Source organism: Bacillota bacterium, assembly GCA_012837335.1.
Classification (GTDB): domain Bacteria; phylum Bacillota; class Limnochordia; order Darwinibacteriales; family DTU012; genus DTU012.
The window spans coordinates 19,669-35,041 of sequence record DURM01000011.1; the positions used below are offsets into that span (position 1 = coordinate 19,669).

Annotated in this window: 10 protein-coding genes; all 10 read right to left on the reverse strand. The window is 45.7% G+C overall.

The window, feature by feature from the left end:
- Nucleotides 1-44 precede the first annotated feature (44 nt).
- Complete coding sequence (locus GX019_01795) at nt 45-1,016, reverse strand: hypothetical protein (protein ID HHT35888.1); 972 nt, start codon at nt 1,014-1,016, stop codon at nt 45-47.
- Nucleotides 1,016-3,898 carry a hypothetical protein gene (locus GX019_01800; protein ID HHT35889.1) on the reverse strand — a complete coding sequence of 961 codons (2,883 nt, stop codon included), beginning with the start codon at nt 3,896-3,898 and terminating at the stop codon, nt 1,016-1,018. The genes GX019_01795 and GX019_01800 overlap by 1 nt, the downstream gene beginning before the upstream one ends.
- 21 nt (nt 3,899-3,919) lie before the next feature.
- Nucleotides 3,920-5,293: a glycoside hydrolase family 28 protein gene (locus GX019_01805; GenBank protein HHT35890.1), complete on the reverse strand. Its 1,374-nt coding sequence runs from the start codon at nt 5,291-5,293 to the stop codon at nt 3,920-3,922.
- Between the two features lie 81 nt (nt 5,294-5,374).
- Nucleotides 5,375-6,706, reverse strand: a complete 1,332-nt coding sequence (locus GX019_01810) for a hypothetical protein (protein HHT35891.1) — start codon at nt 6,704-6,706, stop codon at nt 5,375-5,377.
- Nucleotides 6,707-6,797: 91 nt separating this feature from the next.
- The gene (locus GX019_01815) at nt 6,798-7,706 is read right to left on the reverse strand and encodes a carbohydrate ABC transporter permease (protein HHT35892.1); all 909 of its coding nucleotides are present in this window, start codon (nt 7,704-7,706) and stop codon (nt 6,798-6,800) included.
- A gap of 18 nt (nt 7,707-7,724) precedes the next feature.
- Nucleotides 7,725-8,651 (reverse strand): sugar ABC transporter permease, encoded by a 927-nt coding sequence (locus GX019_01820; protein HHT35893.1) that lies wholly within the window; start codon nt 8,649-8,651, stop codon nt 7,725-7,727.
- 3 nt (nt 8,652-8,654) lie between these two features.
- Nucleotides 8,655-11,369, reverse strand: coding sequence for a hypothetical protein (locus GX019_01825; GenBank protein ID HHT35894.1), 2,715 nt, complete (start codon nt 11,367-11,369; stop codon nt 8,655-8,657).
- A gap of 16 nt (nt 11,370-11,385) precedes the next feature.
- Nucleotides 11,386-13,518 (reverse strand): tetratricopeptide repeat protein, encoded by a 2,133-nt coding sequence (locus tag GX019_01830; GenBank protein HHT35895.1) that lies wholly within the window; start codon nt 13,516-13,518, stop codon nt 11,386-11,388.
- 24 nt (nt 13,519-13,542) lie between these two features.
- Nucleotides 13,543-14,406, reverse strand: a complete 864-nt coding sequence (locus GX019_01835; GenBank protein HHT35896.1) for a carbohydrate ABC transporter permease — start codon at nt 14,404-14,406, stop codon at nt 13,543-13,545.
- Between the two features lie 13 nt (nt 14,407-14,419).
- Nucleotides 14,420-15,373, reverse strand: a complete 954-nt coding sequence (locus tag GX019_01840; protein ID HHT35897.1) for a sugar ABC transporter permease — start codon at nt 15,371-15,373, stop codon at nt 14,420-14,422.

The following is a 15,373-nucleotide window of genomic DNA, read 5'->3' on the forward strand; positions in this document are numbered from 1 at the left end:
AAATATCATTTTGTTTGGGAGTACTGCAGAGTACCCCCAAAAAATTACTGTTCTAACAGCTCCTGGACTGCCAGGTCCACAACGCGAATGTTATCGATATAGATCGTTTTATCCATGTCGCGCTTGGTTACTGCAGCGCTAAACCTGATTACTTGTCCATCTCTTGCTGCTTCTTCGAAGTCCTCTCCGCCTGCTGGTGTTACCTCTTCCCTCACGCCATCAACAATAATAAACACCTTATACTTCTTAGTCGCATCGTTCCACTGGAATTCCACAGTGTTCCACTGGCCATTTGGCATACTGTGAGTGTATGGTTTGTTAGAACCGTCTGGTCTGCGGTGGCCAACATTGCCGCTTTGAGTCATAAAGAGTCCAAACAAACGGCCTGACTCAGAGAAAAATTCAAGATTTGCATTTTCGGTAACATCAGGGTCTTTGTAAATATCTACTGTGAGCGAGTGATAGAGAAGTGGTTCATCAAATTCAATATCAACTCTTCCTTCTGCATCGGGCACACTCACGATTTTGACGGATTTACTGCCGTCTGAAGCCCGCTCAGTGCTGATTCTGCCGCCTGAATATCCGGTGCCATCGTGAACTTCTCGATCAGTCACAATCCATCCATCCGGATATTGGCCAACTTCAAAGTCCTCAAAAGATTCTTCGTAGACAACAGGATTGGGTAGTTCTGAGGAAACATTAAATGTGATGCTGCCGGAAACACCGTCAGCTTCCGCGGTTACCACAACTTCGCCAGGTCTCAGGGCTGTTAAAACCGCAGTAAGTCCATCTCCGGTTACTGATGCCAGAGATTCATCATTTACCGTCCAGGTCACCTCAGTCAGCCGAACTGCCGTATCCATACCGGATTTACCTTCTGCGGTTAGATTGACAGTCTCGCCAACCTCCAAATTAGAGCGGTAATCGTGGGTGATTTCAATCACTGCTAAATCAGAACACCCTGCTAACAGCACAGCACCAACGATCAACAAAACCAATGACACTCTTTTGACCACTACTGATACCCCTTTCCTTTAGTGTAATCTACATAAACCTCGGGATCCGTACCGTGCAAGTATTCTTCAATATTGGTGTAGCCATCCCCATCAAAATCCTCATTGAGTGGCAAATCCCAGCTGGGATCAAAACCATATCTGATGCACCACCAATCAGGAATCCCATCATAATTGCTGTCTTTGGCTGCCGGGTGGGAAAACACCCGCTGCAGTCCTCCGACATCCTGGGGTGAATCAATATGCCTGCCGGTACGTTCAATCACTGATTGGACCACACGCTGGTCAATCAGGTCTCGAGGTAATGCCCCGCCATCTGCCATAACGCGCTCATAAGCTTCCAGAGCAGAAACAGTGGTTACTAAACCGGTATCAAAAGGCTGCGACTGCCTATACGAAGTTTCGAAAACATCGCGGCTGATCCGCACATCAACCAGGCTCCAAGGATCGGTCGGTACATCGCCGTTCATGTAGTTGCCGGCAAAATATGCTTGTGCATAGGGACTATATTCCCGAAATGCTAAACTGCCGCCTGAGTTGAATCCACTGATGTAGTAATTATTGATAAAATTATACTTTGTAACAGAGTTATTGTCATTGTTTGCCCCTGATGTTGTGCCGCCCCAGTTGTAAAACACATTGTTGCGAAAATCAATTAATGCACCTTCCGGATCGCGGCGATAATCAGTATAGTTGCCCGGGCGCGGCATTCTGCCCATATGATGGGCCCAAAGGTTGTTTAAGAAAGAGTACTTGCTGCCGAACTCGCCGCGAATTAGTGAGCCATAGCCATGGGCTCCTTTTGAATGAAACGTATTTTTAAGACTTTCAGTGATCAGAGACCACTGCACAGTAATATTATCGCTTGCAGATACGGAAAGTGTTTCATCCACACCCCAGCTAGTCGAGACGTGGTCAAGAATTATGTTTTTCGATTCATTGATCCACAATGTGTCAGCTTCTTGCTGATGCAGATCCCCAAGTCTGAACCGGAGATGCTGAATAATCACATCATGGGTCTGAATTCTGGTATCATAATCGGCTATGGTAATTCCTTGACCGGGAGCAGTTTGACCGGCAATCGTTAAGTAAGGATTTGTGATCAGCAGTGGCGACTGCAGTCTGATTACACCGCTAACTGCAAAAACAACAATTCGTGGACCACTGGCATCAATCGCTTCCCTTAAAGAACCGGGACCCCGATCATTTAAATTAGTTACAATGAAAACCCTGCCTCCACGTCCACCTTGGGTCCATGCTCCAAAACCCTCAGCGGTTGGGAAAGCCGGCACAATAGGCGGTTCCGAAAGCTGAGATACACCTAAGTACTGCTTGGCAATACGACTTACATTTGGATTTGAATCGGCTGTAAGCAGAGTAAAGATATCATTTAAATCTGATCTTCCAGCACCTATTTCACTTAGAGCTCTAGCTGCTGCAATCCTTAAACTGGACTCATGGGCATTCAGTACCATATCCATCAGGATTGGGATAGCCTGATCAGCACCGGGACCAACAGCACTTAAAATTCTTACCGCATAAAGCTTAATTTCCGAGTCACTATGATCAATCGCGGTATTAATCAAAGCCTTGAGCACCTCAGAATCCTGCTTGGCTGCCGCAAATAGATAAGGAGAAACTGCCCAGCGGCAGTCGCTGTCGATCTGGTCAAGAGCAGCCAGCAGCTTAAGCGCCAACTGAGAGCTGACCTTGTCCATCAGCCCGATCATTCTGTACGCCGATTCGCGAATCTGCCTGTCTTCGCTGCTGTCCAGCGCATGAGCAATAATTTGCTCTTCCAGCTGGTAGTCATTTTTAACCAACCATTCCCACGCATTAACTGCTGCTCGACGCAGTTCGATGCTCTCCTCGTGATCTTCTGCTAACTCCGCTAAACGGGGAACTATTCCTGCATAAGCAGAATCCAGAGCAGTCACACCAAGGCAGGCAGATAAACGCACCTGGGCATTCTCATCATTAAGGGCAAGCAGGAAGAGTTCAAGCATTTCTGATTGACTTGCTTCATCTACTCCAACTGCAAAGGCACCTAAATGCACTGCCAAAAGCTGCTTGACATCGGTATCTGCCGACAGAAAGATGTTTTTAACAACAGAAATACCATCTTTACTCGTATTGATGATATGAATCAGAGCATCATTGGCCAAAAAGCCCAATTTAGCATCGTCAAGAAGCCGCAGAAGCGCGGTTACCATAACCTCTGTATCGATTTGGAGATTATTCAACGCTCCCTGCGCCGCCCACACCAGCTGGAAGGCAGATTCAACCCGAGCTACTGCCAGAGCCAAAACAGCCAGATCATTATCGTATCCGATCTTGCCAATTGCCTGCGCAGCTGCTGCCCGTACCTGCGCATCTTCGTTGCGGTCTAAAATCAGCTCACCCAGCTTTCTCGATGTGTGCCTAGCAGCAGGTCCAATTGCTTCCAATCCCTGCGCTGCGGCGCGACGTATCTGGGGAGCAGGGTCATTCAACATCTGCATCAACACAGTCACACTTTCTGCTGTGTCAATCTGACCGAGGATGCGGGCAATTGCCTGCCTTACCGGCAGCATGGAAGCATGGGAATACTTGGTTAAACCTGATTCCAAGCTCGGCACCGCCGCGCTGCCCACTTTAACTAAAGCGGCGCTGGCCACCTGCTGAACACTATAATCGGAATCAGCTAATAGCTCGACCAGGCGGTCTATTACCTGCTGTTCGCTGACTTTTTCTGCTTCCAAGAGAGCTACAGCCTCTGCTCTTATCTGTGGGTTCTGGTCCACTGTCATCGCCATAAACTGCTCATACTCTAACTGCGCTTGTCCTAATCCTGCGAAAACAATTAGGAGCAGAGCAGTTAAAAGCACCTTGTTTGTAAGCTGCAATTCAATGACCCCTCCCGACCTTTAAGCTTCACTGTCAAAGAGAACTTTACCATTGGGATCTTCCACTAATACCTGCTTAAACTCGATCGCTTCCGCATATATGGTTTGGATACCTTGATCCGAGGTAATACTTACGTTTTCAAATGTCAAATTCCTAACTGGCATTTCAGGAAGTCCCCGCACAAAGATGCCAATATCTGCGCCGCGGCAGATCACATTCTTCATTGAAACATTCCGGAACTTTGGAGTCTCCTCAGTTACCGGCATTACCTTTTTCTCATCCGGTTTGACCTCATAGTACATATCGAAGAGAATCGCGGGTCCGTCGATATTGACCATGTCAATACTATCGATCCAAACATTCTCGACTACACCGCCCCGTCCCCGAGTGCTTTTAAACCTCAGACCTACGTCGGTACCAATAAACTGACATCCGGTCACCCAGATATTGCGAACTCCTCCCGACATCTCGCTGCCGATTACAAATCCACCGTGACCGTGATAAACACGGCAGTCGCGGATCACAACATTTTCTGTTGGCACACCGATTTTGCGCCCAATCTCATCCTTGCCTGATTTAAGACAGATGGCATCATCACCAACATCAAAGACAGAGTTTTCCACAACTGCATTGCGGCACGACTCCAAATCTAAACCGTCTCCGTTTTGGGAATACCACGGATTTCTCACCGTGATATTGCGTAAAGTAATGTCTTCACATAAAATCGGATGGAGATTCCACATCGGTGAGTTTTGAAATGTAGGACCATCAATTAATACTACCCGACAGTTAATTAGATTCATTAACCGCGGACGAAGATAAACCCTAACAGCATCATATTCTGTTAAGGGAGCCTTTTTGACCATCAGCTGCCGCAGTTTCTCCGCGCCTTCCATAGCTTCCACATTCGGCCACCAAATCTCGCCATCGGAATCAACAACACCACCTGATGCGGTCAACTCACGCCACTGCTTATCTGTCATTTTAAAGCGTTTTACAGGCCGCCAGCAGTGTCCCGATCCATCAAACACACCGCTGCCGGTAATGGCTATATTCTCTAAATCCTCACCATAGATAGGTGATGTCACCATAACATGTTCCACTCCATTTAAACTTACTTTCCTAAGCGGATACTGCTCATAATTAGGAGTGAACAGAACAACAGCACCAGCTTCTACGTGAAGATTGATGCCGCTTTTAAGAATAATCGGTCCTGTTAGCCATAATCCTTTTGGAATAATAACCTGACCTCCACCTGCTGCAGCGCAGGCTTCTACTGCTGCATTGATCGCCTCGGTGTTCAAGGTTTTACCGTCAGAAACCGCTCCAAAATCCCGAATATTCACTTTGTTGTCGACAAATGTTGGTACTTTAACTTGGATTGATTCAAGCACAACGATTCTCCTCATCAATTGAATTTAAAGATATAAATAAAATTAGTCCAAAGAGGGGAGTTTCCTCCCCTCATGAATGAATTATTGGTTAAAGAGATCGTCCAGGTTAGCTTGAATAACCGGTTTTAATGCGGCCATGCATGCTGCCGGGCTGAGTTCACCTTGACCGACTAAACGTACATCGTCCACATATGTTCCCAAGAAGGTCTCAAACAATCTGGAAGCGGTACCAGACCAGTTCATATTGCCTTCTAAGAAAACTTGAGCAGATTGTTGATTGCGGACGTGTCTTGCAAGGAGATCACTTTGGGTTACGTCTTCTTCACGCCACATATAAGTCTTGAGTGCGATTAATGCTTCGGGTTGAGCAGCGTTTGCCGGAATGAGGGTAGTATTCAGAGCCTGTACTGTCCATTGGTAATCGTCAACTCTTGGTCCCTTTGGATATGGTACGATTACCCATTCGTCTTCCATCGGCATCAGGTAGTCTGGAAGCTGCCAGGAACCTGCGTAGAACCACATTGCAGCTCTGCCGTTAACAAATGCGTTTCTCAGATCACCAGAGCTGTTAGTTGGCATCTGAACTTTCAGTTCACTCCACCACAGACGATACTGCTCTAAAGCTTCCAGGTAAGCTGGCTCATCTCCGGTAAAGATAACTCTGCCGTTCTCGTCAACGCGAGTTAAGCTCGCACCGTTGGATACCGCCAAGTCCCAAGGACGTGCGTCTACAATACCCCATTGGTCGATTTCGCCGTCGCCATCGAGGTCTTGAGTAGCAGCAATTGCGATTTCAGTAGCTGCGTCCCAATCCCATTCGCCGGCTAGGTAGAGCTCAAAAGGATCAGCTAAACCTTCGCGGTCAATCAGGGTCTTGTTATAAGCTACAAATATCAAGTCGTTTTGGTAACCAAAGAGCGGACGCCACTCAACTGGTCCAATACCCCAGTACTCGCCTTTGTACTTGAAGGCTTCCTCAACTTGTCTTAAGCTCGGGGGCATATTATCCCAGTATTGGTCGCCAATGATTTCATAAACTGGATAAGCAGCGTCATTAGATACTAATTCCCAGTAACCGATCTTGTTCTGCACATGCCAGAGGTCGTTTACAGATTCACCGGATAACAGGCGGTTAAAGTTAATCTCGGGAATTTCCCGCTCCTGCATCCAATTAATCTTAACATTGAACAGTTCTTCTACTTCTTCTACCCGTCCCATAACCATCAGGTCATCCTGGAAATAGTTGGCCATTCTTTCGCTGGTCCAGGAGATAATGGTTACAGTTTCGCCACCAAAATCATAGTTTTCAGCTGGCTGCAGACCAAACTGGGTCAAATCAAAAGCCGCAGCAGATGAACCGAAAACGATAAGACTCACCAACATAGCAGTGATCAACAGTCTTGCTCTTTTCACTAATATACCTCCTTTGTTTTAACTAGTCAGCTGATAAACTAAGACCAACTTCCCCCCCGCGCATCACCTCCGCTATTCTAATTAGTAAAGCTTAACCAACCAAACCTGTGCGTTCTACGCTCTCGATAAAGTAGCGCTGAGTGAACGCAAATAGGGTTAACAGCGGCAGAATAAACAGAATCATACCTGTGTTATTTAGGAGTGAAATATACTGCCCGGTAAAGTGTGCCCCCTGCGAATATGCATAGTTCTCAGCAGCAACGTCTAGTGTGTGGGAAAGTAGTGTTGCCTGCCGCCAGTACATGCCTGTAAAGAAGTAATCATTGTACTGCCAGACAAAAGAAAACAAGAAGACGATCACCAGTGCCGGCATTGCTCCTGGGAGCATTACCCGGATAAATGTCTGCATAGCGTTGGCTCCGTCGATATAGGCTGCTTCTTCCAGCGACTTTGGCGAGTTCTTAAAGAATTGGCGCATAATATAGATGAACAGACCATTGTTAAACCCTGTGCCGCTGGCAGCCATCAAAATGAACGGCCAGATGCTGTTTAAAAGATCGATGCCGGGTTTTGGCAGCACAAATGGAATAGAGAAGAAACGGAAATTTAGGTACAGAGGCAGAATAATGATCTGCGGCGGCACAATCAATGTGAATATGGCCAAACCAAAGATGATCTTTGCGCCCCTGAATTTGAATCTTGCCAATCCATAACCCACAAGAGTACAGGATGCCAGCTGCAAAACGGCAATCAGGAATGAAAAGGCTAGGGAATTACGAAGCGCAGTGAAATATTTCATATGAACATACATCGCTCGATAATTATTAAAGGTAAAGTTGCGTGGAATCCATTTTACGGTCTGGTCATACAGATCCTGTTCGGTCATGAATGACGACACGATCTTAGCAAGCAGCGGCCGCAAAATTACATAGCAGACGCTGATAATAATCAAATACCTGAGAACGCCTAAGATAAAGCCAATGACTTGTTTTCGTTTCACTTCCATATCCCCCCTGCCCTATTCCATATAAACTACCCAGCGTGATATCAGACCTGCGGTTAAAAGCAGGAACAGAGCTATGAATATAAAGTAAATCCAGCTCATAGCCATGGCTACTCCATAACCAGCCCCTCCGAACATATTTGATTGAATAAAGTCAACAAGCGGGTTCGAAGGCATCGTAAAGAAATCAATTACGCTGTAAACTATATTGGTAACAATCAGCGGACTTAACAGCGGAAAAGTTATCATCCAAAAGCATTCCCAGCCGGTTGCACCCTCGATTTTTGCAACTTCAAATAAAGACGGTGAAATTGACTGCAGCCCAGCAAGGAAGATCAAGATTTGGACACCTGATGAGCGAATAATTGTCGCAATCTGCTCAGAGCCGGCGACAATGTAATCTACCAGCTGCGCTGGAAGTTTCAGATACATCAGCATGCTGACCAGCTGACCGCGGCTGAAAATTGTACCGAGCGTCCCCTGCGCTGCTGCTTCTTCAGCCAGCGAGGCATCGAGAAAAGCAGTAATATAGTCAGCGCTTTCCATCCTCAAGATGATATCAGCCGAAAGTATCACGGGAAGAAAGAAGACAACGCGGGCAAATAAACGGCCTTTAAATCTTTGATTCAGCAATATCGCCGCAAAAAAGCTGAAGATGAGAATTAATGGAACATCTCGAACCATCTGCAGGGCGGTTTCTGCCAGCAGTCGCGGAAACTCTGCATTAACGAGCATCGCAGTATAATAGTTTTCAAATCCGATCCAAGTCAGCTTGTATCCTTGTGTACTGATCTCCAAACTGCTCAAGCTGAACATGATCGACTGAATGAATGGATACAGGAACATTAGGATAAACCCGATCACGAAAGGCAAGGTGAAAAGATAACCGTTTATCGCTTCTCGTGTTCGTAAGCTAAACCGCGACCCACGCTTTTTAATCATCTGTTACTCCCCCTCGAAAACTCGATAGCTCTTTGGCTCGATCCTGTAACCATCGATGGTAACCGGTTCAAGATCGTAATTCACTACTATCCGAACTCCATTCTCATATACTGTGGCATACACTCTGTCCTGCAGTTTTTGATGATCGATAATCCTTTCATTCTGCAGATTTATAAATACACCATTCAATTCATTGTAAACATCGACAATATAGTCAGTGATTGTTTTAAACTCGCCTGTGTAATAATCGGCATACAAGCTGCCTTTAAGGATGCTTGGATTGGCATTAAACGCCTGGAAGAACGGATAGGCGCCTACTTCAACCATCTTCAGCAGATAATCTCCATAATCACCGATGCGGTTTAATGGTTCACCGGCATAGTGCACAAATCCATGCAGCACAATTGGAACAAAGGGTACTGTTTCATCAGTTATATCAATTCCTGTATGGTGCAGTGGCAGATTAATCACACTTGAAACATAAGGAATTGCATAACTGTTGATCCCGTAAGATTGAATTTCCAACCCGTATTCGCCCTTAATTTTGGCCAACTGCTGTTCAATAATCCGAATAGCTTCTTCGCGAATTACCACATGTCCCCGGCGGTAGTCGCCATAGAGCCTGCTCGCTAAATCAGCGAGGTGAATTCCTGAAAACTCATACTGCTGTTGAGAAACCAAATAGCGGCTTACTAATGAATCCAGTTTTGCTGGAGAAAGAATGTAATAGGGCATGCCCGTTATCCGGTCTATGCCTGTTGCAACAGTCCTCGTCAGTGCCCGGGTACCGTCCCGCATAGATATAAATCCATCGAGCATAGTGTCATACTTAATATGCTGGAAATTTACAGCCGGATATAAACGGCCTCCACTGTCTGCAAGCATTCTGTTAAGCTCAGTTAACTCAGCCTTGGTTCCCAGCTTGGATTCTAACTTGGCTTTGCTGGGATAGCGGTGACTTACACCATTACTCATCCATCCCGTATAAGTAACACTCAGGTTTTTAATCCCTTTATCAAAGAGTTGCGATACAAATGCCTGTGCTTCAGCAAATGTTGTCAGCGGGACAATCACATCGCGAGGGACACCCAAAATTGGCCGTCGGTCTTGGATCGCACCAATTAACTCCAGCATCAATGGTACTTGAGGCTGAGGGTCGATTCTAGTTAGGAATCCCTTTGCAAGCAGATAATTTTGGTAATAATGGGCCATTCCAACATAGTCTGCCTGATCATCAACTAAAAAAGCATAGCGGATTTGAATGTCTTGATCATACATTTTCGGCTGATAAACATTAACCGAACTCTGTCCGCTCTGCACCCACTGCGCCGAAGCACGGTGAATATCGGGCATGTCTCCCTGCAGCGAAGAAGTTGTTCTTTCAAAAATAATAAATGATGGAAAGATCGTATTGTACGATATCCGCCTCCCGGATATGTCGGCATTAAGGCGGGCAATGCTTGCTCCCGCTTCGATAATGGCGAATAATGCGCGACTATCCTTCTTCACGCCAAAAACAGGAAGACTGTTTGTGTGAGTTATGACATTAGCGCTGGGAGCGCTTACAGCATGATCCTGATCGAAGATTCTTCGAGTGTAAGGATTAAGATGAGTCTTGCCGTTGTCAAAATAGATGAGAGAACCAGGGCCATCCGGTACAAATAAGTACCCATCACTTCCCTGTTCTGCAGCTCCAAAGTAAGGGAGCAGATCGATTTGAGTCAAAATATAGGTCACGCGATTACCTTCGCGGTTAATCACATTGAGGGGATACTCAATGCCAGAAGTATCAAGATTAACTACCAAATTTTCTCCATCGATGCGGTACTCTATTGGCACTTTAAACACAACGATATTTGGCTCGCCCGCTTCGAGGTTAAACTGTTGGTAACCTTCACCGATAATATGAGGATCAAATCCTACATCTCTAGTAATCTCAATTACCGCATCTTTATCCCACGGAAGCATATCCCTCTCAAGGGATTTCAGCATATAAAATGGTTTGCCAAGAAAAGCCTCTAAATCCTCGGGTTTTACCTGACTGCCTTGAGTATAGTCGGAACGACAGGCAACCACATGGCCAAGAAATACATTGTGAATGATCCGCTGATCCCGCGCGTTGAGATTGCCCCCAAGATCATGGATTACATATTTACCAGCTATGTTTGCAGTCTGACCTTCTTCTGGCTCCCTCAGTTCTACTAAAGCATACAGATTGGAGATGGTGCGGCCTTGAGCAGCATCAAGTTTGGCAAAAAACTCAGTTTCGTATAAATTCTGCTCTACAATCAGCGGCAGATAGTACTTGTCATCCCATTCCTTGCCGAATACATACTCAACGCGGATGCCATTAGCAATTGGTTCCGCCTCAAATTGACCGTATGCGACGCTGTCGTTGTAACTATCCATTGTCCGCATCACGTCGCCCGGTTCGTAATAGGTGATTCTAAGCTGGGCGCCTAAAGCATCCTTGGCTGCACCGCGAGCTGTCTTTTCAAAACTAGCCCTGTTAGGCGGGTTGCTGTACCAAATCAAATCGGTGCGGAGATCATGGACAGCTACTTCAGCGGTCTCTGAGTTAAAATAGAGGCTTAAGTATTCATTTGCCGCAACAAACTCATAACCAGCGAGATCATCAGCTGCAGCAATCCCGACAGCAGCTGTTAAGGACAGCACTAGTACTAAAAGTAAAACCCCTGATTGCCTTGTAATTTTCATTGAGGCTTCCTCCTTGCTACAACCTGAAGACAAACTCACGATAAACTTCTCCAAAGAAGGCGAATAACTGCAGCACAATATCCACAAATAACAGCAGAATAAACAAGGTAATCCCGACTCCAACTAAAATCAGGATAGTAACCCCGATTGTTGCTGGTAGACTGTATTCATGGGTAACCATCGTGCCGAAAAACATCAGCATCAGCGACCAAACCAGCGCAATGGAAAGCACTAAGTAATAAAATGTGCCCTCATCCATGGTTAGATAATTGCTGATAATTGTTAAAGGTACAAGAACCAAAATCAGCGGAGTGAACGAATAAGATGTTGCGATTAAAATTTCCTTAAAGCTGCCCTTACCATTCATCAAAGTTGTCAGCGACCAGTTGATGGCTGCCCACATTATGATCGGAACTAGTATACTGATCGATTCCGAAACAATGTTCAATGTTCTTGGATCCCGGGTATTGAAAATAAATCCGCTGTACTGATAGTTAACTAAGTACGAAATAATCAGGAGCGCTAAAAGCACCATTGCTGTCGGCAGATTACCCCGCTTCTCATATTTCAAATCCCAGAAACCTTGGATTGGACTAACAATCAGTTTTAAGGCGAAATGGAGGCCATGTTTAATCCGCAGCAGCTGGACTTTCAGCGGCCGCTTTTTCATCGACTCCCACTGCAGCACTTTTTCATATGCCGCAGCTTGTTCTGCTTTAGCTTCGGCAACACTCTGCTCACTCTTTTTCGAGGTTGCAAAGAACAGAATATAGATAATCAAAGCTGCAGCAATAAACATATACACTCCAAAATACTTCTCTGTCACCTGCTTGCGGTAATACCGGAATGCTTCAGAATAATTTTCGCGATCGTTTGCCAATTTGTAATTAGCCATAGCACCGGCATAATCTCCCTGCATCAGCAGAGCATTACCGATACCTGTATAAGCAAGATCGTAGTTAGCATTCAGCTCTAGAACTTGATGCCAGCATGCGGTCGCTTGATCATAATTACCGGAAGCATAGAAGTCGATCGCTTGATGAATCAACTGTTGGTACTCTGTAGGAGCAAATACCGTTATTGTATTCTTGATCGCATCAACCACCAGCAGGTGATTGTCTAACTCGGTCATGGCTGCCGGATTAGAGAACGCTCCTTGAACTTCTCCGATTGCACCAAAAGCGTAAAGCAGATGACCAGCCGGACTATAGGTAAAGATTCTACCGTTAGTGCGGTCTAAAACAGAAAAGATGTCGTTTTCGCGGCTGATTACATCAACAAACACCGATGTGGTGACATCGGGGAAGTCACCAATCGGAGGCGAAGTAGGAATCCGCATCAACCGATCTAAACCAGCAGTATTAATTCTTCTGACTTTTTCTGCTTCACCAATCTCACCGCCAGTAGCAGTTGCATAGATAAAACCGCGGTGATCGATGTCTAAGTTACTGTGCTCTACCGGCAAGAACAGCCGCATTCTATCACGCTGAGCTTTTGTACCAATGAGGCGCCAAATATAATCCGCCAAAGTTGGATAAACCTTAGGTGCTCCCACAAATCCCTGAAAATTACCATATAAATCAAATTCCATGATTCCATCGTATACACCCGCTGAAATCACATAAATCGTTCCGTACTGGTCAACACCAATTTTATCAGGTCGAAAGCGGAAATCACTAGTAAACAACTCAGGGTCTATTTCAGCTGGAGAAGTGATAATCTGCTTTAACTGAAGATCCCCATCGAGAATTACAATTCGGTTATTATCCCGATCTGCAACGTAAATGTCACCAGTTTCGGTAACATGAATGCCTCGCGGGTTCTTAAAGCGGTCAGTCGTTCCAGCGTTTTCGAAACCATCAATAATCCTGATAACTTCCCAATCGCGATTAACGTGGACAATGCGGTTGTTCCCAGAATCTGCAATATAAATTTGATCATCAAGCGCAAAAATGTCCTGCGGTGATCTAAAATTGCTTATTCCTAACTCCTGTCCATACACCACCCGAGCCGGTACATATGCGTGAGGAGAAGGTACGGGATTATTCCAATAGTCATAGGTATAAGTCTCATATGGTACTGCGGCTGCCGGCATTGATATGATCAGCATCAGTGCACAGACAAACAAATATGCCTTAGTTAACTTCAAGTTCCTCACTCCGTCCTCGCGTAATTAATTCGCCATTCCCGATGTGCCCATGGTGTCTACTACTTTACTCTGGTTGATTACAAATACAATGATAGGAATAATCATCATCAGAACAGTTACAGCCGCTTGAACACCCTGGCGCGCTACTCCACCCTGAGCGATCTGATTCAAGGCGTATGGCAGTGTTTTCAGCTGCTCCGAGTAGATGTAGTATCCACCCTGGGTGCGCCATAACTGTTGGAACGAAAGAATGATCATAGTCAACCACGCTGGTTTGACGTTTGGCATTACAATCTGCCAATAAATCCGAAAATCTCCAGCTCCATCAATCTCTGCCGCTTCAACTAGCGAATCCGGGATCATGCTGTCGATAAAATTCTTCATCAGATACAATCCTAAAGATGATGCCCACGCCGGAATAATCACCGCTTTTAGTGAATCCACCCAGCCCAAAAACGCAATCGTGACATAGTTTGGGATCTGGGTTACTTCTGATGAAAACATCAGCGACAGTACTACCATAGTCATGAACAGCTTCGCTCCGGGGAATTTCCGGACTGAGATAACATAGGCTGCCATTGATCCAAACAAAACGTTTCCGAATGTACCGAGAATAACAATAAATAGTGAGTTAAGCAAATATCTGCCAAATGGTACCCATGACTGAGCCATCATGATCATTAAGTCATGGAAATTTTTCATAGTAGGATTGCGCACAAACAACCGCGGCGGAAACAGAAACAGCTCGCTCAATGGTTTGAACGCATTACTGATAATCAGAATCATCGGCAGTACCATAAAGGAGGCTGCTGCCAATAAAAACAGCAGAATCACCACATCGCCGCCGGCTGAACGCGACAACCGTTTTTTTCTAATGCTTAATGCCATCGTCCGATCCCCCCTACTCCCCAACTTTATCTAGCAACTTCTGAACTACTCTTTGAGCAACAACCATCATGAAGAACAATATTACAGCGATAGAAGAGGCGTACCCCATATCAAATCTGATTGTTCCGTAGTCCTGTAAATGCTGGACGATGGTATGAGCTGCATAATCGGTGCTGGGAAAGCCTACTAAAGTGGTGATCTCACCAGCGACCGTAAATGACGAGGTAATTGACATGATCGCACCAAACATCAGATACCCTCGCATCTGCGGCAGCGTCAGGTACCACAGCTCCTGCCATCTATTTCTAACTCCATCGATTGCACCTGCCTCGTATAGAGCTGGGTCGATTCCCTGCAGTCCAGCGATAAACACAAGGAACGAAGTGCCTAAACTCATCCATAATACAACCAAGATTACAATCGGCATGATGTACTTCGGGTCAATCAGCCATTGGATTGGCGAATCGATAAAGCCCCAGTACATTAGGAAACCATTGACAATGCCATAAGTGTCACCGCTGAAAATAACCCGCCATACCACATACGCATTACCGGAAATAGACGGAGCATAGAACAACAACGTTAGGAACGCTCTTACTTTTGGCTTGAGATCATTAATCAGCCAGGCTATCACAAAGCAGAGTAGATAGCTGACAGGTCCGGTAATTGCAGCGTAGACGAGCGTGTTTTTAACGGCAATTAGGAAGATCTCATCCTCCAGAAATAGCCGGACGTAGTTGTGCAGACCTACCCACTGCGGCGGCTGCAGCATGTTGAAATAGGTGAAGCTGAGCAGAATTGCCATGATAACCGGAACAACAGTAAACAGTGTGAACAGGATGGCATATGGTGCTAAGAACAGATAGCATGTCTTGGAAGCTCTGATCTCCTTAAGCAGTGCCGCAAATCTCCCGGGTCTTGTCTTCATTCCCAGTTGGGTTTTATCGCGTTGAACAGATGAACTCAT

Excerpts from the sequence above, each read along its gene's own strand:
- GX019_01840 (HHT35897.1), bottom strand. The coding sequence starts at position 15,373 with ATGAGTTCATCTGTTCAACGCGATAAAACCCAACTGGGAATGAAGACA.
- GX019_01820 (HHT35893.1), bottom strand. The coding sequence starts at position 8,651 with ATGATTAAAAAGCGTGGGTCGCGGTTTAGCTTACGAACACGAGAAGCG.
- GX019_01825 (HHT35894.1), bottom strand. The coding sequence starts at position 11,369 with ATGAAAATTACAAGGCAATCAGGGGTTTTACTTTTAGTACTAGTGCTG.
- GX019_01835 (HHT35896.1), bottom strand. The coding sequence starts at position 14,406 with ATGGCATTAAGCATTAGAAAAAAACGGTTGTCGCGTTCAGCCGGCGGC.